Origin of the sequence: Sphingopyxis sp. (assembly GCF_035565275.1) — a bacterium.
Taxonomy (GTDB): domain Bacteria; phylum Pseudomonadota; class Alphaproteobacteria; order Sphingomonadales; family Sphingomonadaceae; genus Sphingopyxis.
In genome coordinates this window covers 1-25,965 of the sequence record NZ_DATMST010000147.1, presented here as the reverse complement: position 1 = coordinate 25,965, position 25,965 = coordinate 1, and the positions used below count along the sequence as shown (strand labels likewise).

10 protein-coding genes and 1 tRNA gene are annotated in these 25,965 nt (G+C 65.4%); 3 read left to right on the top strand and 8 right to left on the bottom strand.

What is annotated here, in order from left to right:
• Nucleotides 1-189: tetratricopeptide repeat protein (locus VN047_RS22725; protein ID WP_414712695.1), on the bottom strand; the 189-nt coding region annotated here is incomplete at its 3' end.
• A gap of 456 nt (nucleotides 190-645) precedes the next feature.
• Between VN047_RS22725 and VN047_RS10235 the strand changes: the two genes are divergently transcribed.
• Entirely contained in the window at nucleotides 646-16,626 is a 15,981-nt protein-coding gene (locus tag VN047_RS10235; RefSeq protein ID WP_325542335.1) for an autotransporter-associated beta strand repeat-containing protein, read from the top strand.
• 80 nt (nucleotides 16,627-16,706) lie between these two features.
• Here VN047_RS10235 and VN047_RS10230 read toward each other — a convergent pair whose 3' ends face one another.
• The 5 genes from VN047_RS10230 to VN047_RS10210 all read right to left on the bottom strand — a co-directional run bounded on the left by VN047_RS10230 (nucleotide 16,707) and on the right by VN047_RS10210 (nucleotide 21,319).
• Nucleotides 16,707-18,818: a prolyl oligopeptidase family serine peptidase gene (locus VN047_RS10230; RefSeq protein ID WP_325542333.1), complete on the bottom strand. Its 2,112-nt coding sequence runs from the start codon at nucleotides 18,816-18,818 to the stop codon at nucleotides 16,707-16,709.
• An 86-nt stretch (nucleotides 18,819-18,904) separates the two neighbouring features.
• Complete coding sequence (locus VN047_RS10225; protein ID WP_325542331.1) at nucleotides 18,905-19,327, bottom strand: DUF4112 domain-containing protein; 423 nt, start codon at nucleotides 19,325-19,327, stop codon at nucleotides 18,905-18,907.
• 42 nt (nucleotides 19,328-19,369) lie between these two features.
• Nucleotides 19,370-20,899, bottom strand: a complete 1,530-nt coding sequence (locus VN047_RS10220; RefSeq protein ID WP_325542329.1) for an ABC transporter substrate-binding protein — start codon at nucleotides 20,897-20,899, stop codon at nucleotides 19,370-19,372.
• A gap of 121 nt (nucleotides 20,900-21,020) precedes the next feature.
• Nucleotides 21,021-21,227: a hypothetical protein gene (locus VN047_RS10215; RefSeq protein ID WP_325542327.1), complete on the bottom strand. Its 207-nt coding sequence runs from the start codon at nucleotides 21,225-21,227 to the stop codon at nucleotides 21,021-21,023.
• A 6-nt stretch (nucleotides 21,228-21,233) separates the two neighbouring features.
• Nucleotides 21,234-21,319 (bottom strand) — tRNA-Leu (locus VN047_RS10210).
• A 91-nt stretch (nucleotides 21,320-21,410) separates the two neighbouring features.
• On the opposite strand from VN047_RS10210, the gene VN047_RS10205 reads away from it, so the two are divergent.
• Together VN047_RS10205 and VN047_RS10200 are read left to right on the top strand one after the other, a co-directional pair.
• On the top strand, nucleotides 21,411-22,358 hold the full coding sequence (locus VN047_RS10205; protein WP_325542325.1) for an ABC transporter ATP-binding protein: 948 nt from the start codon (nucleotides 21,411-21,413) through the stop codon (nucleotides 22,356-22,358).
• On the top strand, nucleotides 22,355-23,122 hold the full coding sequence (locus VN047_RS10200; protein WP_325542323.1) for an ABC transporter permease: 768 nt from the start codon (nucleotides 22,355-22,357) through the stop codon (nucleotides 23,120-23,122). The genes VN047_RS10205 and VN047_RS10200 overlap by 4 nt, the downstream gene beginning before the upstream one ends.
• Before the next feature lie 42 nt (nucleotides 23,123-23,164).
• Here VN047_RS10200 and VN047_RS10195 read toward each other — a convergent pair whose 3' ends face one another.
• Both VN047_RS10195 and rpsA read right to left on the bottom strand, forming a co-directional pair.
• Complete coding sequence (locus tag VN047_RS10195) at nucleotides 23,165-23,443, bottom strand: integration host factor subunit beta (protein WP_325542320.1); 279 nt, start codon at nucleotides 23,441-23,443, stop codon at nucleotides 23,165-23,167.
• 201 nt (nucleotides 23,444-23,644) lie between these two features.
• Nucleotides 23,645-25,357: a 30S ribosomal protein S1 gene (gene rpsA, locus VN047_RS10190; RefSeq protein WP_325542318.1), complete on the bottom strand. Its 1,713-nt coding sequence runs from the start codon at nucleotides 25,355-25,357 to the stop codon at nucleotides 23,645-23,647.
• Nucleotides 25,358-25,965: the final 608 nt, after the last annotated feature.

Genomic DNA, 25,965 nt, shown 5'->3' with positions numbered 1-25,965 from the left:
GATGGCGCGTTCGAGCAGCGGCTCGGCTTCGACAAACCTGCCCGCCGCGACGGCTGCGGCTGCCAGCAGGCGCAACGCTTCGGGGTCGTCGGGCGCGGCGCCCAGATGATGCCGGACGAGCGCTTCCGCCCGTGCAGGATGCCCCGATTGCAGCGCCGCTACGGCTTCGGCCAAGTGTCCCGAATTCATCGATCGGCGGCGGGGCAGGTCATGGACATCGCCATCATCTATCGTCGCTCGGCACGCCGCGTTCAAGTAACGTGTGACCGGTGTTCGGTGCTGCAGGGCAGGCGGGCTGCCGGTTTCCGGTGGCTTGTTACCCGCGGGGGTTACGTCGAAACGGTTACACCGCCGCCATTTCACTTACGCGCCGTAACTAATTGATAATAATAATCCCATAGCCGTAGCGCATGTGTCTTTCCGCTCCGCGTTGACGCATATCTGCTTTGCACTCCGCTACAGGAGCCTGCGAATTTCCGGCTTGGGGGGTCGAATGAACGGGGTTGGAACAATCATGCCCGCGCCTGGCGCACCGGCAGATATCGCTCCCCGGAGCACCCCGCTGCTTTCCGTTTCCGCCAGAACCCTGAAATCCATCCGCCGCGACCTGTTCGCGAAACCCGCACCGTGCCCGAGGGAAAAATCATGACCGTGTCCAGCAAGCCCGCCCGCTCCATCCGTAGCGGGCAGTCGCTGTCGCGCCGCCTGCTGTGCGGCGCCTCGCTGGCCGCCGTCCTCGCTTGCGGGTTGCCGGGCGTTGCGCACGCGGAAGACCGTCATTGGGACGCCAATGTCACCGCGGTCGGTTCGGGCGGAACCGGGACGTGGAATCTTGCCAACCTCAACTGGAGCCCCAACGGCGACGGCGTCAGCGGGCCATATGTCCGCCCGTGGGAAAATGGCACGGTCGACAATGCGATCTTTGGCGGCACCGCGGGCACGGTGACCGTCGCGGTTCCGGTCACGGTCGGAAATATCACATTCAATTCGGCGGGTTATGTCCTGAACGGCAGCACGTTGACGCTGGCTGGACCGGCGCCGACGATCACGACCAACATCGGCAACTCCAACGTGACGATCAATTCGACGATCGCCGGCTCCGCGGGCTTGGTGAAGGCCGGCGGGGGCGGGCTGATATTGAACGGCACCAACAGTTTTACCGGTGGTATCACCCTCAACAGCGGAAGTCTCTACGCGGGCAGCGATGCGGCGCTCGGCGCATTGAGCAACAATATCGTCACCGCCGCGGGCGTGCAGGTGCGACTGTCTATCACGGGCGCATCGACGAGCCGGGCGGTCGCGATCGGCGACGGCGGCACGCTGATCCTCGAAGGAAGCGGCGCGGGCTCGGCACTGATCTCGGGCAACGGTGCCGTCCGGGTCGCGGCGAGCGGTGTGACGATGAGCAACGACCTCAACACCTACACCGGCCAGACAATTTTTACAGGCTGCAACGGCACTTGCTCTGCGCGCTTCACGTCGCTCCGCAACCTCGGAGAGGCAAGCTCGCTCGGCGCGCCCGTGACGGTCGACGACGGCACGATCATCTTCAACCAGCAGAGCCAGTACAGCGACAGCCTGATCTACCTCGGCGACGGCGACACCTCGAACCGCAACTGGGACATCAACGGCAATGGTGCGGTCATCCGCAACCAGGGCACCGGCACGCTTTCGATCACCGGCGACATCGATGTTTCGGCTGGCAGCACCTTCATTGCCGATACCGCCAATATGGAACTGCTGGGCATCCTGAGCGGCGGCGCCTACGGTTTCAACGGCGCGGCCGGCAATAGCGTCACGCTGGGAGGCGCCAACACATTTGTCGGCCAGGCGACCATTGCCGGGCTGGTGAAGGCAGCGGTTCTTGCCGACACGGGGGTCGCCAGTTCGCTGGGCGCCGGATCAACCATCGGTCTCAGCGCCGGTACGCTGAGCTATACGGGCACGGGCGACAGCAGTGATCGCGCGTGGATCATTGCCGGTGCCGGTGGCATCTCCAACGACGGGACAGGCGCGCTCGACTTGAGCGGCAACACCGGCTTTGCGCCCGGCGGTGCCGTCGACAGCCTGACGCTTGGCGGCAGCTTTACTGGCGAAAATCAATTCTCCGGCGTGATTTCGGGCGTCGGAAGCCTCATCTCGAACGGTAGCGGTACCTGGGTCATCGGCGGCGCCAATAATTTCACCGGCACCGTCACGGTGACGTCAGGTACGCTGAAGGTCGGGAATGCGGCTGCTTTCGGGCCCGCAAACGGCCTGATCGTCAACGGCGGCACCCTCGACCTGGGAGGTTTCGACCTTGTCGCGCCATCGCTGACCGGCACCGGGGGCACGGTTGCGCTCGGCGCGCAGACGCTGACCGTCGAAGCGAAGACCGCACAGGTTTTTGGTGGCAGCATTACCGGAACCGGCGGCTTGCGGAAAAGCGGTGCGGGATCGCTGACGCTGACCGGTACCAATAGCTATACCGGCGCCACGACGATCAGCGGCGGCCTGCTCAAGCTCGACTTCTCGGGCGCCGGTGGGCCGGGCAGCAATATCATTTCGGCATCCTCGCCGCTCGTCCTGTCGGGCGGCACGCTCGAAATGACGGGCGCGGCAGGCGAGACCAACAACCAGAGTTTCGGTGGCGTGACGGTCAGCGCCGGCAGCAACACCGTTCGCGCGGTCAATGGCGCGGGCGGCATCGTCAACCTGAACCTCGGCGCGATCACGCGCGCGGGCGGGCTCGTCAATTTCGTGCTGCCGACCGGCGGCGCGATCACGACGAGCAACGCCGATGGCGTGCTGGGCGGCTGGGCAACGATCAACGGGTCCGACTATGCCAAGGTGGTGGGCGGCGGCATCCTCGCCTTCGATGCCAGCGATTATACCACCAAGGATAATGCCGCGGACTGGGTGAACGGCGACATCATCAGCGACACCGCCAACGCCGCAAATACGCCTTTCTTTGGTACTGTGAACGGCAACGTCCAACTGGGCGGCCTGCGCTACACCGCTGCAGCAAACTCGGTTGTCACGATCGGTGCCGGCAACACGATGGGCATCGATGGCACAATCATCGTTGCACCGAGCGCATTGGCCACCAACCAGACGATCAACGGCGGATTCCTGACCGGGAGCAGTGGCGGTGGAACGCTCGGCGTCCAGCAGAACGGCACGGGCGTGCTCATCATAAATTCGACGATCGTCGACAATGGCGGCGCGACGGGCTTCGCCAAGAGCGGTACAGGCGCGGCCCGTTTGAACGCCGCCAACAGCTATACCGGCGCCACGACGATCAGCGGCGGCCGTCTCGACGTCGCGCAGCTTGCGAATGGTGGCGTCGCGAGCGGCATCGGTGCGTCGAGTGCGGATGCAGCGAACCTTGTTATCGAGAGCGGCACGCTGGCCTATACCGGCGCTGTCGACGCCGTTACCGATCGCGGCATCACGCTGGTCAATGGCGGCGCCGAGCGCGCGATTCAGGTCGATGCCGCACGAAGCGTGGAATTTTCGGGGTTGGTGACGAGCCCGGACGATGCAGGTCTGACGAAGACCGGCTGGGGCACGCTGGTCCTGTCGAACGCCGCGAATGATTATGTCGGCGTCACAACGATCACCCAATCTTCGGCGGCTGGAAGCAGCACCCTTTCGGTTAACACGCTGTCGGACGGCGGCGTCGCGAGCGGCATCGGCGCGGCGAGCAGCGATTCGGCCAATCTGGTCATGAGCAACGGCGCGCGGCTGCAATATACCGGCGGCACCGTCGCGATCGACCGCGGCTTCACGCTCGCGGCCGGACAGGGCGGCATCGATGTCGCCAATGCCGGGGCGACGCTGACGATCGGCGGCGTCGCCACTGGTGCCGGGTCCTTCTTCAAGGATGGCGCGGGAACGCTCATCCTGAGCGGCACGAACACCTATACCGGCGATACGATCGTCAACGCCGGCGTCCTGCGCGCAGGGTCGGCGCGCGCCTTTGGCGCTGGTGGCCGCTACATCACGGTGAACAGCGGCGGGACGCTCGATCTCGGCGGGTTCGATATCAGCGCTGCGGCGGTTATCGGCGGCGGGCTGATCGATCTTGGCGGGCGGACGCTGACGACGGGCGGCGGCGGCGGGGTCTTCACGGGCCGCATCACCGGAACCGGCGGCTATACGCGTACCGGGGGGTTCACCCAGACGTTCAGCGGCTGCAACAACGACTATACCGGTGTCACGACGCTTGGCGGGGCGGTTTCGATCGACTGCATCGCCAATGGCGGGCAGGCGAGCGGTATCGGCGCCTCGTCGTCGGCATCGTCGAACCTCGTCTTCGCGAACGGCACGCTCGTCTATACCGGCGCCAGCGTTTCGACCGATCGCGGTTTCACGATGACCGGCAACGGCAACGTCAATGTCTTCGATGCAGGAACAACGCTCGAATTTTCAGGGAACATCACCGGCGCCGGACAGCTCAACAAGGATGGTGGGGGAACGCTGCTGCTGTCGGGGACGAATAACACGACCGGCAACCTTCGCGTGATAAACGGTGCAGTGCGTGCGGGATCGACCACTGCCTTGCGGAGCGGTTGGGTGTCGCTCGACGACACCGCCGGTGTCTTGCTCGACCTCGACGGCTATGACAACAACGTCCTCTATCTGGCGGGGGGCGGCACGACGGGCGGCAATGTCGTTCTCGACACTGCGACGCTCACAATCACCAGCGGCGGCAGCGCTGCTGCCAATTTTGGCGGCGCAATCTCGGGTAGTGGGGGTCTGATCAAGTCTGGCGGCGGCTTCCAGCGGCTGTCGGGTTGCTCGAGCAGCTATAGCGGCACCACCGTCATCAACCAAGGCACGCTCGCGGTCGACTGCCTTGGCGACGGCGGCGCGAACAGCTCGATTGGCTCGTCCTCCTCGGCGGCCGGCAATCTCGTTCTGAGCGGCGGCACGCTGCAATATGTCGGCGCGGGCGGAGCCACGAACCGGCAATTCACCCTCGGCGCCTCGACGACCAGCAAGCTCGACGCGTCGGGCACCGGCGCCATCGCCTTCACCCACGCCGGACCGCTGACCTTTGCCAGCGCGAATACCGCGCAGACACTGACGCTGGGCGGCGCGAGCACGGCGAACAACATCCTCGCCGCGCAGATCACAAACAACGGCACCGGCGTGACCCGCCTGACCAAGACCGACGCGGGCACCTGGATTCTGACCAATCCGGGCAGCACCTACACCGGCATCACCACGATCAGCGGCGGCGTGCTGGGCGTCGACAAGCTTGCCGACGGCGGCGTCGCGAGCAGTATCGGCGCTTCGTCGGCGGCCGCGGCAAACCTCGTTATCGGCAACGGATCGACGCTGCGCTACACCGGCGCGGGCGACAGCACGAACCGTCTGTTCACCCTGTCGCAGGGGGTCACCTTCATCGAATCGTCAGGGACGGGCGCGATCGTCTTTACCGACACCGGGCCGGTGACGCTGGCGGGCAGCAATCAGGCGCGCACGATCGCGCTTGGCGGCACCAATACCGGCAACAACACGCTGGCGGGCTCGATCGGCAACGCCGGCACCGGCGTCACCACGCTCGCCAAGAACGACAGCGGCACGTGGGTGCTGACCGGCAACCACAGCTACACCGGGTCGACGAACATCAACGGCGGGATTCTGTCGATCGGCGGCGGCGGAACGACGGGGTCGGTCGCCAGCGCGGTCGTGAACAATTTCGGGACGCTCGCGTTCAACCGGTCGGACAGCCTGACCTATGGCGGCACGATCGTCGGCACGGGCGGCGTTTTCCAGAACGGCACCGGGACGACGATCCTGACCGGCACGAACAGCTATACCGGCGGCACCACGATCAACGCGGGCACGCTCCAGCTCGGCGACGGCGGGGCGGCGGGCAGCATCGTCGGCAATGTCGCCAATGACGGCTTGCTGGTGTTCAACCGGTCGGACCTCGTCAATTTTGCCGGGATCATCTCGGGCAGCGGCGCGGTGCGGCAGATCGGCAGCGGCACGACGGTGCTCGCGGGAATCAACAGCTATGCCGGGGGGACGTCGATCCTCGGCGGGACGTTGCAGGTTTCGGCGGACGCCAACCTCGGTGCGGCGGCGGGCGGTCTCACTTTCTCGAACGGTACGCTGCGCACGACGGCATCCTTTGCAAGTGCGCGCAATGCCAGCCTGACCGGCGCGGGCACGATCCTGACCGATACGGGAACGACCGTCGGACTGAGCGGTGTGGTGTCGGGCGCAGGCGGCCTCACCAAGACGGGCGCGGGCATTTTGACGCTCGGCGGCAACAACAGCTATTCCGGCGCGACCAATGTGAACGCCGGTACGCTGCGGATCAACGGCGACCAGTCGGCGGCGACGGGCCTTGTGACCGTGGCGTCGGGCGCGACGCTGGCGGGCAACGGCACGATCGGCGGCAGCGTCAATGTGCTGAACGGCGGCATCCTCGCGCCGGGCAACAGCCCCGGCACGCTCAACATCAACGGCGACCTCGCGCTGGCGGGCGGTTCGATCCTGAATTTCGAGTTCGGCGAAGCGGGCGTCGCCGGCGGCGCGCTCAACGATCTGGTCAATGTCGGCGGCAATCTGACGCTCGACGGCACGATCAACGTTACCAGCTCCAGCGGCGGCTATTTCGGCGGCGGCATCTACCGGGTGTTCAACTATGCCGGGTCGCTTGTCGACAACGGTCTCACGCTGGGTTCGATGCCCGCGGGGAGCGATGTCACCGTCCAGACCTCGGTCGCGGGGCAGGTCAACCTCGTCAACAGCGACGGCCTTGCGCTCAGCTTCTGGGACGGCAGCTTCGGGCCCAAGTTCGACGATGTGGTCAGCGGTGGCAACGGCAGCTGGCATCTCGGCGGCGTCGAAAACAACTGGACGGGCGCCGACGGCGCCATCAACGCGGCCTATGCCGATGGCACTTTCGCGATCTTTGCGGGCGCGCCCGGTACGGTTGCGGTCGACAACGGCGGCGGCGCGGTCACCACGACCGGGATGCAGTTTGCGACGGACGGCTATCTGGTCAACGGCGGACCGCTGACGCTGGTCGGTCCCGAATCGATCATCCGCGTCGGTGACGGCACCGTCGCAGGCGCCGGCTATACCGCGAGGATCACCGCGAACCTCACCGGCGCGACGCAACTGGTCAAGACCGACGGCGGCACGCTCGTACTGGCCGGCTCGAACGACTACACCGGCGGCACACGGATCGAAGGCGGGACGCTGCGCGTTTCGGGTGACGGCAATCTTGGCGCAGCCGCAGGCGGACTGGATTTCAACGGCGGCACGCTCAACACGACAGCCACGATGGCGAGCGGCCGGAACGTCACGCTGACGGGCGCCGGGACCCTGCAGACGGACGCCTCCACAACGCTGACGCTATCTGGCGCCATCACCGGCGGGGGAACCTTGGCCAAAAGCGGCGGGGGCACGTTGCTGATCACCGGTGATGCCACGCATGGCGGCGGCACCACCGTCGCGGCCGGGGGCAGGCTGCAGCTTGGCAACGGTGGCACGACGGGCAGCATCATCGGCAATATCGTCAACGACGGCGCGCTGGCGTTCAACCGCAGCGACGATCTCGGTTTCGCCGGCGCCATTTCGGGCACGGGAACGCTGATCCAGCAAGGTGCGGGCGAACTGACCCTGACGGGGAGCAGCAGCTATACGGGCGCGACGTCGGTTACTGCCGGGACGCTGTTGCTTCAGGCCGGTGGACAGATCAACGGCACGTCGGTCCTGACCGTCAATGGCGGCGGCCGGATGATTGTCGAGGGCACGGGATCGCGACTTGCAGCGGGTCCGGGCCAGTCCGTCATTGGTCAGAGCGGGAGCAGTGGGGCAGCCTTGATCGTCCGCGGCGGCGGTGTCGCCTCCTTCGGGCAGTTTGACGTCGGGAACGGCATCAACACCACGGGTAACGTCACCGTAACCGGCGCGGGTTCGCAATTGTCGCATAGCGGCAGCTCATATTTGGGCCGGTTCGGAACCGCGATTGTGAATATCTCCGACGGCGGCCGGATGGAATCGAACGGCGCGATCGTCTTTGTCGGCGGACAGGCCACGACCAGCCAAGGCATGGTTACCGTCACGGGCGCGGGGTCGGTCTGGGCGGTCGGGGACCGGCTCGACGCGCGTCGCGGGCTGATTACCGTTGCGGACGGCGGCGTCATCACCGCCGGATCGTCGGTTATCGGATTCAACAGCGGCGTGGGTCTCAACAGCCCATCCGCGGATCTGGTCGTGACCGGCGCGGGATCGCGCTTTGAGACCATCGGCGGGCTCGCGATCACCAACAGCAGCGCGAACGGCGACCGCGGGACGATCACCATCGGCGACGGCGGCGTGGTGCGGGTCGGCGGCGGAACGCTCGCGATGGGGCCGGGCGACGCCACACTCTATATCGGCGACTTCCAATCGCTTCCGGCGGGCAAGCGCGCGGGCATCCTGGACGCGGCGGAACTTACCTTCGCAGCGTCCACCAATGTGGTCAATTTCAATCACATCGACAGCGATTATGTCTTTGCGACGCGGATGTCGGGCGCGGGCGAGATCATTGTCAGCCGGGGCACGACGATCCTGACGGCGGACAATGCCCATTCGGGCCAGACCCATGTGAATGGCGGCATGCTCATCATCAACGGCGACCAGTCGGCGGCGACGGGCAGGGTCAACGTCATGGCGGGCGGCGCATTGGGCGGCCGCGGCGTGATCGGCGGCAGCGTGGACGGTTTCGGACGTATCGCGCCCGGCGACCTCGGGGCGGCACCGGGAACGCTGACGATCAATGGCGATTTGCTGACCAACTTCGTTACCAATTTCGACTTTAATTTCGGGCAGGCCAATGTTGTCGGCGGTGCGTTCAACGACCTGATCGAGGTCGGCGGCAATCTGACGCTCGACGGCACGCTCAACGTGACGGTGAGCGCGGGGGGCAGCTTCGATCCGGGCGTCTATCGCGTCATCAACTATGCCGGGACGCTGACCAACAACGGGCTCGATGTCGATCCGGGCTATTTCGTGCAAACTTCGGTCGCGAACCAGGTCAATCTGGTGAACACCACCGGGCTCACCATGCGCTTCTGGGACGGGGTGGACGGGGCGAAGAACGACAATGTGATCACCGGCGGTGACGGGCTGTGGCAGAATAGCGGCGGCAATGACAATTGGACCGAGGCCGACGGGTCGGCCAACGCGCCCTTCACCGACGATGCCTTCGCGGTCTTCTCGGGCGTCGGCGGTACCGTGATCGTTGATGACACGCTCGGCGCCGTCACCGCCTCGGGGATGCAGTTCGCGAGCGACGGCTATGTTATCTCGGGCGACGACATCGGGATCGTCGTGCCGGAATCGGTCATCCGCGTCGGCGACGGCTCGACCGGCGGTGCGGGCTATACCGCCACGATCGCGTCGAACCTGACCGGCATCGGCGATGTGATCAAGTCCGATCTCGGCACCCTGGTGCTGACGGGCACGAACAGTTTCGCTGGCGAAACCAACGTGCGGGGAGGCGAACTGCGGCTTGCGAACGGCGGCACACTGACCAACGCAGAGGGCGTGATCGGCCGCGAGAGCGGCGAGCAGGGCACGCTGACTGTTATCGGCACCGACGGCAGCAATGCCTCGACATGGACCAATGCGGGTATTCTCCGCGTCGGCCGCCTTGGTACCGGCACGCTGAACATTCTCGATGGCGGCATCGTGACCGTCGCGGACATCGCTTATATCGGCGAGGATGTGGGCAGCCGGGGGACGGTCACCGTTTCCGGGCAGGACGCGAACGGCAATGCCTCGACGTGGACCGGGGCGAGCGACATTGTCGTCGGCGAGTTCGGCAACGGGACCCTGAACATTACCGCCGGCGGGCAGGTCAGCAACCAGTCGGGCTGGATCGGCTCCAATGCCGGTGCGCAGGGCGTCGTCAACGTCTCGGGCGTCGGCACCAATGGCCTCGCGTCGACCTGGACGAACAATGCCGACCTGTATGTCGGTTATGACGGCAACGGGACGTTGAACATCACCGACGGCGGCAAGGTCGTCAGCGCGGGGGGCCAGATCGGCGGCAACAGCGACGGCTTGGGCGAGGTCCTCGTCAGCGGCGCGGGTTCGTCGTGGGACAACAGCGGGCGGATCAACGTCGGCCTGTTCGGCACCGGAACCCTCCGCATCGAAAACGGCGCCACTGTAACGAGCAACGACGGGGTCATCGGTGCCTCGGCGCAAGGCGACGCGGTCGTATCGGGTGCGGGCACGTCGTGGGTCAACACCCAGCAACTCAATGTCGGCAGCTTCGGCGCCGGCACCCTTCGTATCGAAAACGGCGCGAGCGTCACGAGCAATCAGGGCTATATCGGCGCCAATGATACCGGCAGCGTCGTGGTGACCGGGGCGGGGTCGAACTGGCTGGTCACCGATTTCTCGATGACGGTCGGCAATGACGGCACCGGTTCGCTCGTGATCGACAATGGCGGGCGGGTGCGAGGCGAGGGCGGCTTCACGCTCGGCAGTACGGCCGCGGCGAGCGGAACTATAGCCGTGCTGGGCACGGCGGCGAACCGCGGCGTTCTGGAAACCAGCCAGATCGGTGGCGGCCTCGGGACGGTCAATTTCTCGCTCGACGGCGGCGTGCTGCGCGCGACTGTCGACGAGGGCAACTTCTTCACGGGCTTCGGCGCGCGCGACATCGCGCTCGGCGCAAACGGCGGCTTCATCGACACCAATGGCCATAACATCGGCATTGCGCCGCGCTTCACCGGCGCCGGCGGGCTGACCAAGGACGGCCTCGGCACGCTGACGCTGACGGGCGCCAGCAGCTATGCGGGTGCCACGCTCGTCAACGCGGGCACCTTGCTCGTCAACGGCGACCAGTCGGCGGCAACCGGTCTGACGACGGTCGTCTCGGGCGCGACACTGGGTGGCATCGGCACCATCGGCGGTGATGTGGCCATACTCGACGGTGGGATGCTTTCGCCGGGCGAAAGTGCCGGCACGCTCAATATCAACGGCAACCTGTCGCTCGCGGGTGGTTCGATCCTCAATTACGAATTCGGTCAGGCGGAGGTCCCGGGCGGTCCGCTCAACGATCTGGTCAACGTCGGCGGCAATCTGACGCTCGACGGCACGATCAACGTCAGCGTGTCGGCTGGCGGCAATTTCGGCGGCGGCCTCTATCGCGTGTTCAACTATGACGGCGCGTTCACCGACAACGGGCTCACGCTGGGTTCGATGCCGGTGGGGAGCAACGTCTCGGTCCAGACGTCGGTTGCGGGTCAGGTCAATCTGATCAACAGCGATGGCCTCGCGCTCAGCTTCTGGGACGGCGATGCCGGGCCGAAGTTCAATGACGCGATCGACGGCGGCGACGGCAGCTGGCATCTCGGCGGCGTCGACAACAACTGGACGGACGCCGACGGCAGCATCAACGCGGCCTATGCCGACGGCACCTACGCGATCTTCGCGGGGGCGGCGGGTACGGTCACGGTCGACAATGACGGGGGCGCGGTCACCGCGACGGGCATGCAGTTCGCGACCGACGGCTATGTGATCGATGGCGCGCCGCTGACGCTGGTCGGTCCGGACGCGGTAATTCGTGTCGGTGACGGCACCGCGGCGGGGGCTGGCTTCACCGCCACTATCGTGGCCGAGCTCACCGGGGCGAGCCGGCTGGTCAAGACCGATGCCGGGACGCTCGTGCTGACCGGGGCGAACAGCTACACCGGCGGAACGACGATCAGCGACGGCACGCTGCAGATCGGCGATGGCGGATTTACCGGCAGCATCGTCGGCGACATCGTCAACGACGGCGTGCTGGTCATCGATCGCCTCGATCCCTACACGCTCGATGGTGTGATTTCGGGCAGCGGATCGCTCGTCAGCAACGCCGCGGTGCTGACGCTGACCGGGACGAACAGCTATAGCGGCGGCACCACGATCAACAACGGCACCGTCGCCATTTCCAGCGACGCCAATCTCGGCGATGCGGCAGGAACGCTCTCGCTCCGCGGCAGCGTGCTGCGCGCGGATGCGTCCTTTGCCTCCGATCGTGCCATCCTGCTTGGCGGAACCAGCTCGAACGGCATCGACGTCCAGGGGTCCGAAGTCACGCTGTCGGGCATCATCGGCGACGGTGCGGGCAATCTCGGCGGGAATTTCCTCGACAAGCGGGGCAGCGGCACGCTGACGCTGACGGGGGCCAATACCTATTCGAACCGTACCAACATCCTCGGCGGCACGCTGGCGCTGGCGGGTGCGGGCACCATCGGTGCTGGCAATCTGATCGTCGGATCGGGGACGGTTTTCGACATTTCGCAAACCGACGCGGGCGCTCGCATCGTCCAACTGGCGGGCGGCGCGACCGGAAGGGTTGCGCTGGGGTCGAAGACGCTGACGCTCGGGCTGACCAACAGTTTCACCGACTGGGCGGGCGCGATCACCGACGGCGGGATCGGCGGCGGCACCGGCGGCAACGTGATCATCACGGCCGCTGGCGGGGCGGTGCGCTATTTCGGCGCGAACAGCTATACCGGCGGCACCACGGTCGCTGCGGGCAGTTTCGAACTGGTCGGCAATGGCTCGCTCTATTCCGCGGGTGCGGTGACGGTGAACGGCGGCGCGCTGTTCAGCATCGCCGGCATTACGGCGGCGGGAACGACGATCGGCGACCTGTCGGGCGCGGGCACGGTCGTGCTCGGCGGCAAGACGCTGACCTTCGGCACCGCGAACGACACCCTCTTCTCGGGCCCGATCAGCGGCAACGGCGGCGGGCTGGTCAAGCAGGGGACGGGGACGTTCACGCTGACCGGCGCGAACAGCTATACCGGCGCGACCGACGTTCTGGCGGGCACGCTGCTTGTGAACGGCGACCAGTCGGCGGCGACGGGGCTCACCAGCGTCGCGTCGGGCGCCACGCTGGGCGGCTTCGGCACCCTTGGCGGCGATGTCACGATCGCCGACGGCGCAACGCTTGCGCCGGGCGCCGGCGGGCCGGGTGCGCTCACCATCAACGGCAATCTCGCTCTCGCATCGGGCGCGACGCTCGGTTTCGAATTCGGACAGGCCAATAATCCGGGCGGTCCGCTCAACGACGTCGTGAATGTCGGCGGTAATCTGGTACTCGACGGCACGATCGACGTCGCCATCGCACCGGGCGGCAGCTTCGATATCGGGCTGTATCGCGTATTCAATTACGGCGGCGCGCTGACCGACAACGGGCTGGCGCTTGGCGCCATGCCGCCGGGCAGCAACATGCTCGTCCAGACAGCGATCGACGGCGAAGTCAACCTGATCAACCGCGGTACGGCGACGCTCAATTTCTGGGACGGCGCTGCCGGGCCGAAATTCGACGGCGCGGTGAACGGCGGCGACGGTATCTGGCAGGACAGCAGCGGCAACGACAATTGGGCCGACATCAGCGGCGCGGTGAACGCCGGATATGACGATGGCGCCTTTGCGATCTTCTCGGGCGCTGCCGGGACGGTCACGATCGACAATACGCCGGGCGCGGTCAGTGCGTCGGGCCTCCAGTTTGCGACCGACGGCTACCGGATCACCGGCGACGCCTTGACGCTGGCCGGGGCGCAGGCGGTGATACGCGTGGGCGACGGCACCGTCGGCGGTGCGGCCTATGTCACCACGATCGATGCCGAAGTCACGGGTACGGCGCAGCTGGTAAAGACCGATGCCGGGACGCTCGTACTCGCGGGCAACAACAGCTACAGCGGCGGGACGCTGATCGACGCCGGGACGATCCGGATATCGGGCGATGCCAATCTGGGTGCGGCCGCAGGCGGAATTGCCTTCGACGGCGGCACGCTTCAGGCGGCTGGCAGCATCGTATCGACGCGCGCCGTCGACCTGATCAGCGGCGGCACCTTCCTCGTCGATCCGGCTGCGACCCTGACCCTTCAGGGCCCGGTTGCCGGCGCCGGCAATCTCGGCAAATCGGGCACGGGCACGCTCGTGCTGGCCGGCACCGGCAGCCATGGCGGCGGGACGACCGTCATCGCCGGCACGCTGCTGGTCAACGGCGATTATTCGGGCGCCACGGGCGCCACGAATGTCGCCGGCGGGGCGACGCTGGGCGGCACGGGTGTCATCGGCGGTGATGTGGCTCTCGCCAATGGCGCGACGCTCGCACCGGGTGCAGGCGCACCGGGGACGCTCACGATCGGCGGCAACCTGTCGCTGGCGGCGGGAACGCAGCTCGACTTCGAGTTCGGCGAAGCCGGCGTCGCCGGCGGCGCGCTCAACGATCTCGTCAATGTCGGCGGCAATCTGACGCTCGACGGCACGATCAACGTGGCGGTGCCTGCGGGCGGTGCGTTCGATGTCGGCGTCTACCGCGTGTTCAATTATGGCGGCACGCTGACCAACAACGGGCTGTCGCTCGGCACGCTGCCCGCGGGTGCGAATGCGATCGTTCAGACGTCGGTCGCAGGCCAGGTGAACCTCGTCAACTCGGCCGGGCTCACGCTGAATTTCTGGGACGGCGCGGCGGGGCCGAAGAATAACGGCGTCATCAACGGCGGCACCGGCGTCTGGCAGAACAGCACCGGCAACGACAACTGGACCAACGCGTCGGGCGCGGTGAATGCGGCCTATTCCGACGGTGCCTTCGCGGTGTTCGGCGGCACGGCGGGGACGGTCACCGTCGACGACGGGCTCGGCGAAGTTTCGGTCGCGGGCATGCAGTTCGCGAGCGATGGCTATGTCATCGCGGGCGACGGCATCGCGCTCACTGCTCCGCAGGCAACCATCCGTGTCGGCGACGGCAGCACGGCCGGCGCGGGTTACACCGCGACGATCAATTCGGTGCTCGGCGGCGACGCGGAACTCGTCAAGACCGACGGCGGCACGCTCGTTCTGGGCGGCGCGAACAGCTATACCGGCGGCACGCGCATAGCCGGCGGGACGGTCCGCATCGCGAGCGACGCCAACCTCGGCGCGACGACCGGCGGGGTGACGCTCGACGGCGGCACGCTGGCGACCAGTGCCGATCTGACGAGCGCGCGCGCGATCGAGATCGCGGGCGTCGGCACGATCGCGACCGCCGATGCGACGACGTTCACCTTCAACGGCCTGTTCTCGGGCACGGGTGAACTGACCAAGGCGGGTGCCGGCACGCTCTCGATCCTTGGTGACAACGGCGGCTTTGGCGGTTCGACCACGGTGGCGGCGGGAACGCTGGCCGTGCAGGGAAGCCTGGGCGGTGCGGTGACGGTCGGATCGGCGGGCCGTCTCGAAGGCGCGGGCCGCGTCGGCAGCATCACGAATGCCGGCATCGTCGGGCCGGGGACGGGCATCGGCACGCTGACCGTCGCGGGCAACTATGCCGGCAATGGCGGCGTGCTCGAGATCGAGGCCGAACTTGGCGGCGATACGTCGGCCGCCGACCGGCTGGTGGTGAATGGCGATACGTCGGGGGCCACGGCGGTCACCGTTCTCAATCGCGGCGGCCTTGGCGCGCAGACCGTCGAAGGCATCAAGATCGTCGATGTGGCAGGCGCGTCGAACGGCACGTTCGTGCTGAACGGCGATTATCTGTTCGACGGCCAGCAGGCTGTCATCGCCGGCGCCTATGGCTATCGCCTCTACAAGAATGGCGTCGCCACGCCTCAGGACGGCGACTGGTATCTGCGTTCGTCGCTGCTGAACCCGACCGAGCCCGAAAATCCGGGTCCGCTCTATCAGCCGGGGGTTCCGGTCTACGAAAGCTATCTCAGCACGCTTCAGGCGCTGGGCGGGCTCTCGACGCTGCAGCAGCGGGTCGGCAACCGGTCGTGGGCCGGCACGCCCGCGACCGCGGGAAGCGGGATCTGGGGCCGGATGGATTCGAAGCGGCAGCGCCCCGAATCCGTCTTCTCGACCAGCGGGGCCGATCGCAAGGTCGACAGCTGGCAGGCCCAGATGGGCGCCGACGCGCTGCTCGTCGAACGCGGCGATGGCGCGGCGCTGGTCGGCGGGATCAACGCTCATTATGGCGAGGCCGATGCCGGCATCACGTCGATCTTCGGCGACGGCACGATCCACACCAAAGGCTATGGCCTCGGCGCAACCCTGACCTGGTACGGCCCGAATGGCTTCTATGTCGACGGGCAGGCGAAGCTCAGCTGGTTCGAAAGCGATCTTGAATCGAACGTTCTCGGCGCGCTGGCCGAGGGCAATGAGGGCAAGGGGCAGGCGTTCAGCCTCGAACTTGGCAAAAGGTCGCAGATCGGCGGGAATCTGACCGTCACGCCGCAGGTCCAGATGACCTACACCAACATCGACTTCGACCGCTTCGCCGATCCGGCGGCAGCCGACGTGTCGGCGGGCCGGGGCGACAGCCTCAAGACCCGCTGGGGTCTGTCGCTCGATCACCAGACGAGCTGGGCCGCGGCGTCGGGCGACAAGCGCCGCACCCATTTCTACGCGGTGGTCAACCTGTCGTACGAATGGCTGGACGGTGCGCGCGTCGACGTCTCGGGAACGCCGATCGAAACCCGCGAGCGGCGCCTGTGGGGCGAACTGGGGGTCGGCGGCAGCTATAGCTGGGGCGGCGACCGCTTCACGCTTTATACCGAGCTTTCGAGCGACACGCCCGTCGCCGATTTCGGCGAAGGATATAATATGAAGGGCGTGGCGGGGCTGCGGATGCGATTCTGAGGCATCCGGTACCTGACACGCCCGTCATCGACGAGCTCGCCAAGAGAAAGGCAATGGAGAAGATCTTGCGCAAATAGCCGCTATTTCTTCTCCACCAACTCCCTCAGCAGAAAGGCGTGCAGCATCGCCGCGCGCACCGCGTCCTCGGCATGGTCGGCACCGACCGAATGGCCGCCCTCGATATATTCGTGATAATAGACGGTGTTGCCATATTCCTGAAGCCGCGCCGCATATTTGCGCGCGTGTCCAGGGTGGACGCGGTCGTCCTTGGTCGACAGGTAGAGGAAGATCGGCGGGTATTTCGTGCCCTTGCGTACGTTCTGGTAAGGCGAATATTTCGACAGGAACGCCCAATCCTCCGGCACGTCAGGATCGCCATATTCGGCGACCCATGACGCGCCCGCGAGCATCTTGTCGTAGCGTTTCATGTCCTTGATCGGCGAGCCCGAAATGACGGCGCCGTAAAGGTCGGGGCGCTGCGTCATCGCCGCGCCCACGAGCACGCCGCCGTTAGACCGGCCCGAAATGGCGATCTTGCCCTTCGCGCTGACCCCGGTTTTGACGAGGTCTTCGGCGACCGCGTGGAGATCGTCGAAGCTGTTCTGGCGCTTCTCGCGCAGCGCCGCCTGATGCCACGCCGGACCATATTCGCCGCCGCCGCGGATATTGGCGAGGACATAGGCATTGCCATCCTCGACCCAGAACAGGCCGAGCGGTCCGGCGCGATAGGGCTGGCCGGTCAGATAGCCGGGCGTCTGCGCGGCGCGAAACCCGCCATAGGCGTGGACGAGTGCGGGGACGGGACCCATCGCGCCCTTTTTGCGGACGAGGAAATAGGGGATTTTCGTGCCGTCCTTCGATGTCGCGAAACGCTTTTCGACGCTCATATCCCTGGCATCGAAGGTCGCGGGCAGGCTCTGCACCGGCTGCGGCGTCGCTGTCTCCGACGCGGCGTAGAGCGTCGGCGGCATCAGCATCGTCTCGGCGGTGACGAGCGCGAGGTCGCGTTCGCCGACCGTGCCTGCAATCGTGACCGTCGCGTTCGCCGCAACGGGGACCTCCTTCTGGCTCCATTTGCCGGTCGCCGAATCGCGGCGCAGCGCGAACAGCTTGCCCTCGACATCGTCGAGCGCCTTCACCCAAAGTATGTTTTCGGTCGCGGCGACGTCCTCGATTGCCTGCGCCTTGGTGGGCGTCATCGCGGTGACGATCGGTACTTTCCGGTCGGCCGACATGTCCTCGAGCGACAGCGAGACCAGCGAGCCTGCGGGAATGCCCGCCCAGTCCTGACTGAGGAAGATCACGAGCTGGCCGTCGATGACGTCGCGCACGCTCGCGGTGTCGGGGACGATCGTCGAGATGTAACGCGACGCGTCGATGTTCGGGAGCTTGATATCGGCGGTATAGAAGGTCTTGCCGCGGCTGATCATCGGCCAGCGCCGGTCGCCGTCCATCAGCGCGAAGACGTTCATCCCCACATCTTCATGCTCGCCCTCGGCCACCGTCTCGGCGGCCGACAGCGGCGTGCCGCGCTTCCATCGCTTGACGATACGCGGATAGCCCGATGCCGTCATGCTGCCCTCGCCATAGTCGGTCGCGACGAGCAAGGCGTCGGCATTCTCCCACGTCACGCTGTTTTTTGCCTGAGGGAGGGTGAAACCGCCGTCGACGAAACCTTTGGTCGTGCGATCCCATTCGCGGACGATATCGGCGTCGGTGCCGCCCGGGCTCAGCGAAACGAGGCAGCGCGTGTATTCGGGGGCAAGGCAGTCGGCACCGTGCCAGACCCAGCTCTGCTTCTCGGCCTTGCCGAGGGCGTCGACGTCGATCAATGTCGTCCAGACGGGCTTGCCCGCCAGCCAGGCATCGAGCGGGCTTTGCCGCCACAGGCCGCGCGGATTGGCGGCGTCGCGCCAGAAATTGGTTACGCGATCGCCCATCACCTCGCCGGGCATCGCAATTTGCCGTTCGTCGTCGAGGATTTCGCGCGCGCGCTTGCGGTCGGGTTCGAACCCCGGCCGGCCGACGATCAGCTTGTCGGTCGCGGCATTTTCCTTTTTCACCCAGTCGAGCGGCTTTTTACCCTCGATATCTTCGAGCCAGAGATAAGGGTCCGCATCCTCCGCGGCGGCGACTGCAAAGGCGGCGAAAGAACAGCTGAGGGCAAGCGCGGCAAGGCTGGCGCGGATCATTCGAAACTCTCCCCTGGGGTGTGGTGGCGCTGTGCTAGCATCACCAGACACCATAAGGAAAGAGGGTCGGGAAGAAGGCGAACCGCCTATTGATCGATTGTGATCGTGCCGGGGTGATGCTTGTCGAGATGCTTCTTGATGATCTTGAGATTACGCGTGTTCGACCGGAAGAAAAAGTCGAACGCGTCGCCGACGAGCGGAACCGCGCCCAGCGCGGTATCGACGCCGAGATTGCCGACCATGCGCCAGATCTTCCACTTCGGCATGCCGAGATTGCGCGCCTCCCAGATCAGATAAGCACCCATCGTCGCGGCGATCACGTCACCGACGACGGGGACGAGGCCGACGATGGCGTCAAGGCCGACCGGGCGGTTGATGCCGGGAATGACGAAGCTGCGTTCGAGCAGGATTTCCAGTGTCTCGACGCGCTTGCGCAGCGCTGCCGGATCATTGCGGTTGGAAATGAGCGCGTCGAAGATCGCGTCGGGGTTGGGGGTCGAAGGGGCCATGCGGGTCCTTTCAGGCAGCGCCCGACGGTGAGCGCCACTGTATTAGTTAGGTAAGGCGATCAAATGATTCAATGGGTGTTGCGCACGCCCGTTCGCGCGAAGCCCCGTCAACCGCTGCGATGCGACCGACCAGCGGAGCGGGGTCGCGAGCGGAATGAAGGGCGCGTAGCGGCCGAGGACCGCCTCGGCTTCGCCCATCTGCCGCGCGCGCTGGCCGATATCGATGTTGCGCGTCGCCTGATCGATCAGGTCCTGTGCCTCGCGGTTGCACAGCGTGTCGCTGCGGCACGACAGGCGGCGCAGCGCCCAGAGCGCGTCATCGTTCGGCGCCACTTCGTCGATCAGGCGGAGGTCGGCGGTCGAAGCCATGTTCACGCGGCGGCTCGGAACGCCGATCGCCGTGAAATCGGCAGCGACATAAGCAAAAAGGATGCGCCCGCCCGGTGAATCGGGAACCGCGATGCGCAGGGGCTCGATCTCGCGCCCGGCGCCGCGCCACGCATCGACGACCCGTTTCGCCTGCGCGAGCCGTGATGCCTCATCATACTCCGCCCACGCCGGAACGAGCGGTGCGGGGCCTCCGTCGCGGGTATAGAGAGCGGGGCGCAGGGTGACTTGCGGCTGCCATTCGGCCAAGCCGAACGCTTCGATCAGCCGCCCGCGCCGGATTGCGCGTACCAGTGCCTCGCGATTGGTGTCGGTCGCAAGGAAACCCTCTGCCCGAACGAAGGACAGGCCGAACAGACCGGGGACCGGATCGACGACAAGCCGCGAGCGGCCGACGTTCGACGCGACGAAATAGGGCAGGGTGGAAAAGCGGCCGCCGATCACGCCATCGGCATAGCCGTTCTTGAACCGCGCGAGAGCACCGGCGGGCGAGGTGCCGACGAGCTCGATCGACGCGGCGGGATCATTGGCAGCGGCTTCGGCAGCCTCGGGATCTTCGGCAAGCGGGTCGGGGACCGGCGACAGCAGCATCGCCTGGCCGATCTTGCGCGCGCGCATCGGACCCCAGCGCATGCCCTTGTTGACAATCGCCATCGACGGCTGAGCGAGCAGTTCGAGGATCGCGGGCTGCGGCACCGACAGGCGAAGCTCGATCACCGTGTCGGTCATCGCCTTGATCGTCTCGATCTCGGGAAAATCGTCCTTGAGCATGTGGCGGCTCGAGCGGGCGAGATACGATCGCAGGATCGCCGCGACCTCTTCGGCGGTCACCTTGCGGCCATTCGTCCACTTGGCCTCGCGCAGGCGGAAAATATAGCTGCGTCCGTCGGTGGTGACGGTCCAGCGGTCGGCAAGACCGGTATCGATCTGACCCTCGCCGTCAAAGCTGACGAGGCCCTGCGACGTCGCATCGAGCAGCGCGGCATTGGCGGGCGACAACTCGCCGTTCAACGGACTGGCGGCGGCGTTGAGCGGCCCGATGGCGGCGATCCTGACCGGACCGCGTTCGCCGAAGAGGCCGCAACTCGCGAGCGCCAGGGCGAGCAGGGCGGCGATCCCTCTCTGGCGGCCGCGGCCTTGCCCTGCGCTTTTGCTGGCCCGGTGATCGTCTTGGGGTGGCGGCATGCGGGCCATCATAATGACAAGCCGCAAAACCGGAAGTAGCCAACCGGATCGCTCGTCGATGGAAGGTGCGGATGCCCCTTCAGACCGCGCAAGCCATCGGGAAATTTCGAACCGTCGAACCTCATTTCGTGATTGCCGGGGGCGTGATGTCGGCGTCGCCGTAAGCCGTGGCGGGCGGCGCGCCCTTGGCATAGTCGATCAACAACCGGAAATAGCGCGGCGTAAAGCGGGTCGATACGCGCGATCCGTCGGGCGTTGGTTCGGTTGCCAGCCCGATGCCCCGTGCGTGAGAGGTGGAAGATGTGAAGAAGGTAGGATTCCAATACAACAAGGATGGTGCGGACGGCGGGACTTGAACCCGCATATCCAGAGGATGGCAGATTTTAAGTCTGCTGCGTCTACCGATTTCGCCACGTCCGCACGCTGGATGCCGGTCAAGCCGATGGGCCGATAGAGGTCAAGCGCTGTTTGCCGCTTCACGCGATGCAGCGGCTCGGCTAGACGGCGTGACATGACAGCGGTCCTCGAGATTTCCGGCCTCGGAAAAACATATAAAAGCGGTCACATGGCGCTGAGCGATGTCGACCTGGTCATCAACAAGGGCGAGATTTTCGCGTTGCTCGGGCCGAACGGTGCCGGCAAGACGACGATGATCAGCATCGTCTGCGGAATCGTCACCGCCAGTGCGGGCACGGTGACCGTCGCGGGGCACGACCACGCCCGCGATTATCGCGCGGCGCGCACGATGATCGGACTGGTACCGCAGGAATTGCACACCGATGCGTTCGAGACGGTGATGGCGACGGTCAGCTTTTCGCGCGGACTGTTCGGCAGGCCGCGCGACCCGGCATTCATCGAGCAGCTTCTCAGGGACTTGTCGCTCTGGGACAAGCGCACATCGAAAATCATGGAATTGTCGGGCGGGATGAAGCGCCGCGTGATGATCGCGAAAGCGCTTTCCCACGAACCCGAAATCCTGTTCCTCGACGAACCCACCGCGGGCGTCGATGTCGAGCTGCGCCGCGACATGTGGGAGATGGTGCGTGGTTTGCGCGAGCGCGGGGTCACGATCATCCTGACGACCCACTATATCGAGGAGGCCGAGGAGATGGCCGACCGCGTCGGGGTGATCAGCAAGGGCAAGCTGATCCTCGTCGAAGAGAAGAATGCGCTGATCAAGAAACTGGGGCGCAAGACGCTGACGCTCAACCTCGCCGAGCCGCTGGTTGCCGTGCCGGTGGAGCTTGCCGACTGGAAACTCGACCTTGCGGGCGACGGACACGAACTCGTCTATGAGTTCGACAGTCAGGCCGAGGCGACGGGGGTTCCGTCGCTGCTCAGGCGGATGAGCGACATCGGGGTCGGCTTCAAGGATCTGCATACGAAGCAGAGCTCGCTTGAGGAGATTTTCGTCGGGCTGGTGCATGAGAACCAGGCCGCGAAGGGAGAGGCTGCATGACCGCCAACTGGCGCGGCGTACGCGCGATCTATGCTTTCGAACTCGCACGCTTCGGGCGCACCTTCTGGACCAGCCTGATGCTGCCGGTCATCACGACGGCGCTCTATTTCGTCGTCTTCGGATCGGCGATCGGCAGCCGGATGACCGAAGTCAGCAACGTCCCCTACGGCGCGTTCATCGTGCCGGGATTGATGATGCTCACGATGTTCACCGAGAGTATCAGCAACGCGTCATTCGGCATCTATATGCCCAAATGGACGGGCACTATCTACGAGATGCTGTCGGCGCCGCTGTCGCCGCTGGAGACGGTGATCGCCTACGTTGGCGCAGCGGCGACCAAGTCGGTGATCATCGGGTCGATCATCTTTGCGACCGCTCACCTGTTCGTCGATGTGCAGGTCGCGCATCCGCTGCTGATGGCCGCCTTCATGATCCTGATGGCGGTGACCTTCTGCCTGTTCGGATTCATCATCGGCATATGGGCGCAAAGTTTCGAGCAGTTGCAGGTGATCCCGCTGCTCGTCGTATATCCGCTGACCTTTCTCGGCGGCGCTTTCTATTCGCTCGACATGCTGCCGGCCGCGTGGCGGACGGTGACGCTGTTCAATCCCGTCGTCTATCTGATCAGCGGGTTTCGCTGGACCTTCTTCGGTCAGGGCGACGTCGGGATCGAAGTCAGCATGGGCGCAGTGGCGCTGTTCCTGGCGCTGTGCCTGGGCGTGATATTCTGGGTGTTCCGGACGGGATACCGGCTTAAAAACTAAGGCCGATCATGGCTCCGGCCGACGATCTGACAGAGCAGCGCGTCAATCGTTCAGTCGTTCGCGCATTTCCTTGCCCGGCTTGAAATAGGGCACGTTTTTCGCCCGCACGTCGACCGATGCGCCGGTGCGCGGATTGCGCCCGGTCCGCGACTCGCGCGCGCGGGTCGAAAACGCCCCGAATCCGCGCAATTCGACGCGGCCGCCCGAGGCGAGCTGGTCCACTATGGAATCGAAAAAAACATCCACGATGCGCTCGACTTCCTCGAGCCGCAAATCGCTGTTTTCGTTCGCGATCTTCTGAACCAGTTCTGACCGGATCATCTGCTTCCCCTATTTATTAAAATCACGCTTTTCCTGCCAAGGCAGGCGCCCGGTCGTTGCCGGTCGTTTGCGTGAGACCCCTCCCAACGCGCGCAGAAGGTATCACGAATCATTATTCGGTCAAAATATATCGGGGAAAGAAAAAGGCCCGCAGAGGGACACTCTGCGGGCCTTTCATGTAGCCTGGTGGCGGGAAGGAGATCAGTCCTTCTTGCCGGCCTTCAGCGCTTCGCCGAGGATGTCGCCGAGCGAGGCGCCCGAGTCCGACGAGCCATATTGCGCGACGGCCTGCTTCTCTTCGGCGATCTGCATCGCCTTGACCGAGAAGTTCGGCTTCTTCGAACGGTCGAAACCGATGACCATCGCATCGAACTTCTGGCCGACCTGATACCGTTCGGCACGCTGTTCGTCGCGGTCGCGGCCAAGGTCGGCGCGCTTGATGAAGCCGGTGGCGCCATCGTCGCCAGCCTGAACTTCGAGGCCGTTGTCGCGGACTTCGAGGACCGAGACGGTGACGACGTCGTTCTTCTTCAGCGAACCCGCAGCGGCAGCGCCGCCGCCAACGGCCGGGGCACCCTTTTCAAGCTGCTTGATGCCGAGGCTGATGCGTTCCTTCTCGACGTCGACGTCGAGAACAACGACCTGCACGGCCTCGCCCTTGCGGTGGAGATGCAGCGCTTCTTCGCCCGAGATGCCCCAAGCGATGTCCGACATGTGAACCATGCCGTCGACGTCGCCCGGCAGGCCGACGAACAGACCGAATTCGGTCGCGTTCTTGACTTCGCCTTCGACGACCGAACCGACGGGATGCGTTTCGGCGAACGCGCCCCAGGGGTTCGACTGGGCCTGCTTGAGGCCCAGCGAGATGCGACGCTTGTCGCTGTCGACTTCGAGGACGATGACATCGACTTCCTGGCTCGTCGAAACGATCTTGCCGGGGTGGACGTTCTTCTTGACCCACGACATTTCGCTGACGTGGACCAGACCTTCGATGCCCGGTTCGAGTTCGACGAACGCGCCGTAGTCGGTGATGTTCGTGACGGTACCCGACAGCTTCGCACCGACGGGGTACTTGGCGGCGACGCCTTCCCACGGATCGCTTTCGAGCTGCTTCATGCCAAGGCTGATGCGCTGCGTGTCGCGGTTGATGCGGATGATCTGGACGCGGACATTGTCACCGATGTTGATGACTTCGCTCGGGTGGTTGACGCGCTTGTAGCTCATGTCGGTGACATGGAGCAGGCCGTCGATGCCGCCGAGGTCGACGAACGCACCATAATCGGTGATGTTCTTGACGGCGCCTTCGATGATCTGACCTTCTTCCAGGTTCTGGATCAGGCCCGAGCGCTGTTCGGCGCGCGTTTCTTCGAGGATGGCGCGGCGCGAGACGACAATGTTGCCGCGGCGGCGATCCATCTTGAGGATCTGGAACGGCTGCGGCAGGTCCATGAGCGGGCCGACGTCGCGCACCGGGCGGATATCGACCTGGCTGCCGGGAAGGAAGGCCACGGCGCCGCCGAGGTCGACGGTGAAGCCGCCCTTGACGCGGCCGAAGATGACGCCTTCGACGCGGGCTTCCTTGTTGAATTCTTCTTCAAGGCGGTCCCACGCGGCTTCGCGACGAGCGCGGTCGCGCGAGAGCATGGTTTCGCCATTGGCGTTTTCGACGCGGTCGACATAGACTTCGACTTCGTCGCCGACGTTGAGGTCGGCCTTCTGGCCGGGCATCGCGAATTCGCGAAGCGGCACGCGGCCTTCGCTCTTCAGACCGATGTCGATCACTGCCAGGTCGTTTTCGATCGCGGTCACGGTGCCCTTGACGACGCGGCCTTCAAAGCCGCCATCAGCACCACCCAGCGATTCGTCGAGCATTGCGGCGAAATCGTCGCGCGACGGAAAAGCCGTAGAGGCCATAGAGTGTTTCCTTACTTCATTGCTCCGGCCAAGCGGTTGGTTCCGCTGGTCTTGTGGCCGATCCGTCCCGTCCGCCGGATGCGAGGCGGGACATCCTTCGAACCTTTCGCAGGGCAAGGCAGGGCAAAGCAAAAGGGGCGCGATGGGTGAGCCCCGTCGCGCCCGACGCTCGGATATGGAGCGGCGGTTTGTCCGTGCCTCGACCGGCGAAGAGCCCGTCGGACGGCGCGCCTATACGCGCGAGAAGGCATTTCGGCAAGGAAAAAGCCCGGTTTGGTTGGCCTTGTTCGGCAAGGTAGATTGGATTCGCGCAGAGACGCGGAGATCGCAGAGGGAAGGCAAGAGGGAATCACGCGGAGACGCGGAGATTATGGTTCGGGCCGACAGGCCCCTTCATATCCGCTCCATCGCGGTTTTCGACAGGTCGCAGGAGAAGGCCGCTTCGCGGCAAGCGCCATCTCTCCGCGTCTCCGCGTCTCCGTGTGAATCCTCTGCGATCTCGGCGTCTCTGCGCGAAAATATCTTCAGCCGCGCTTCCCGATCTTGCCTTCCACGAAGGCGATGGCGGCGGCGATCGCGTCCTCGCGACCCAGCGCCGTATTGTCGAG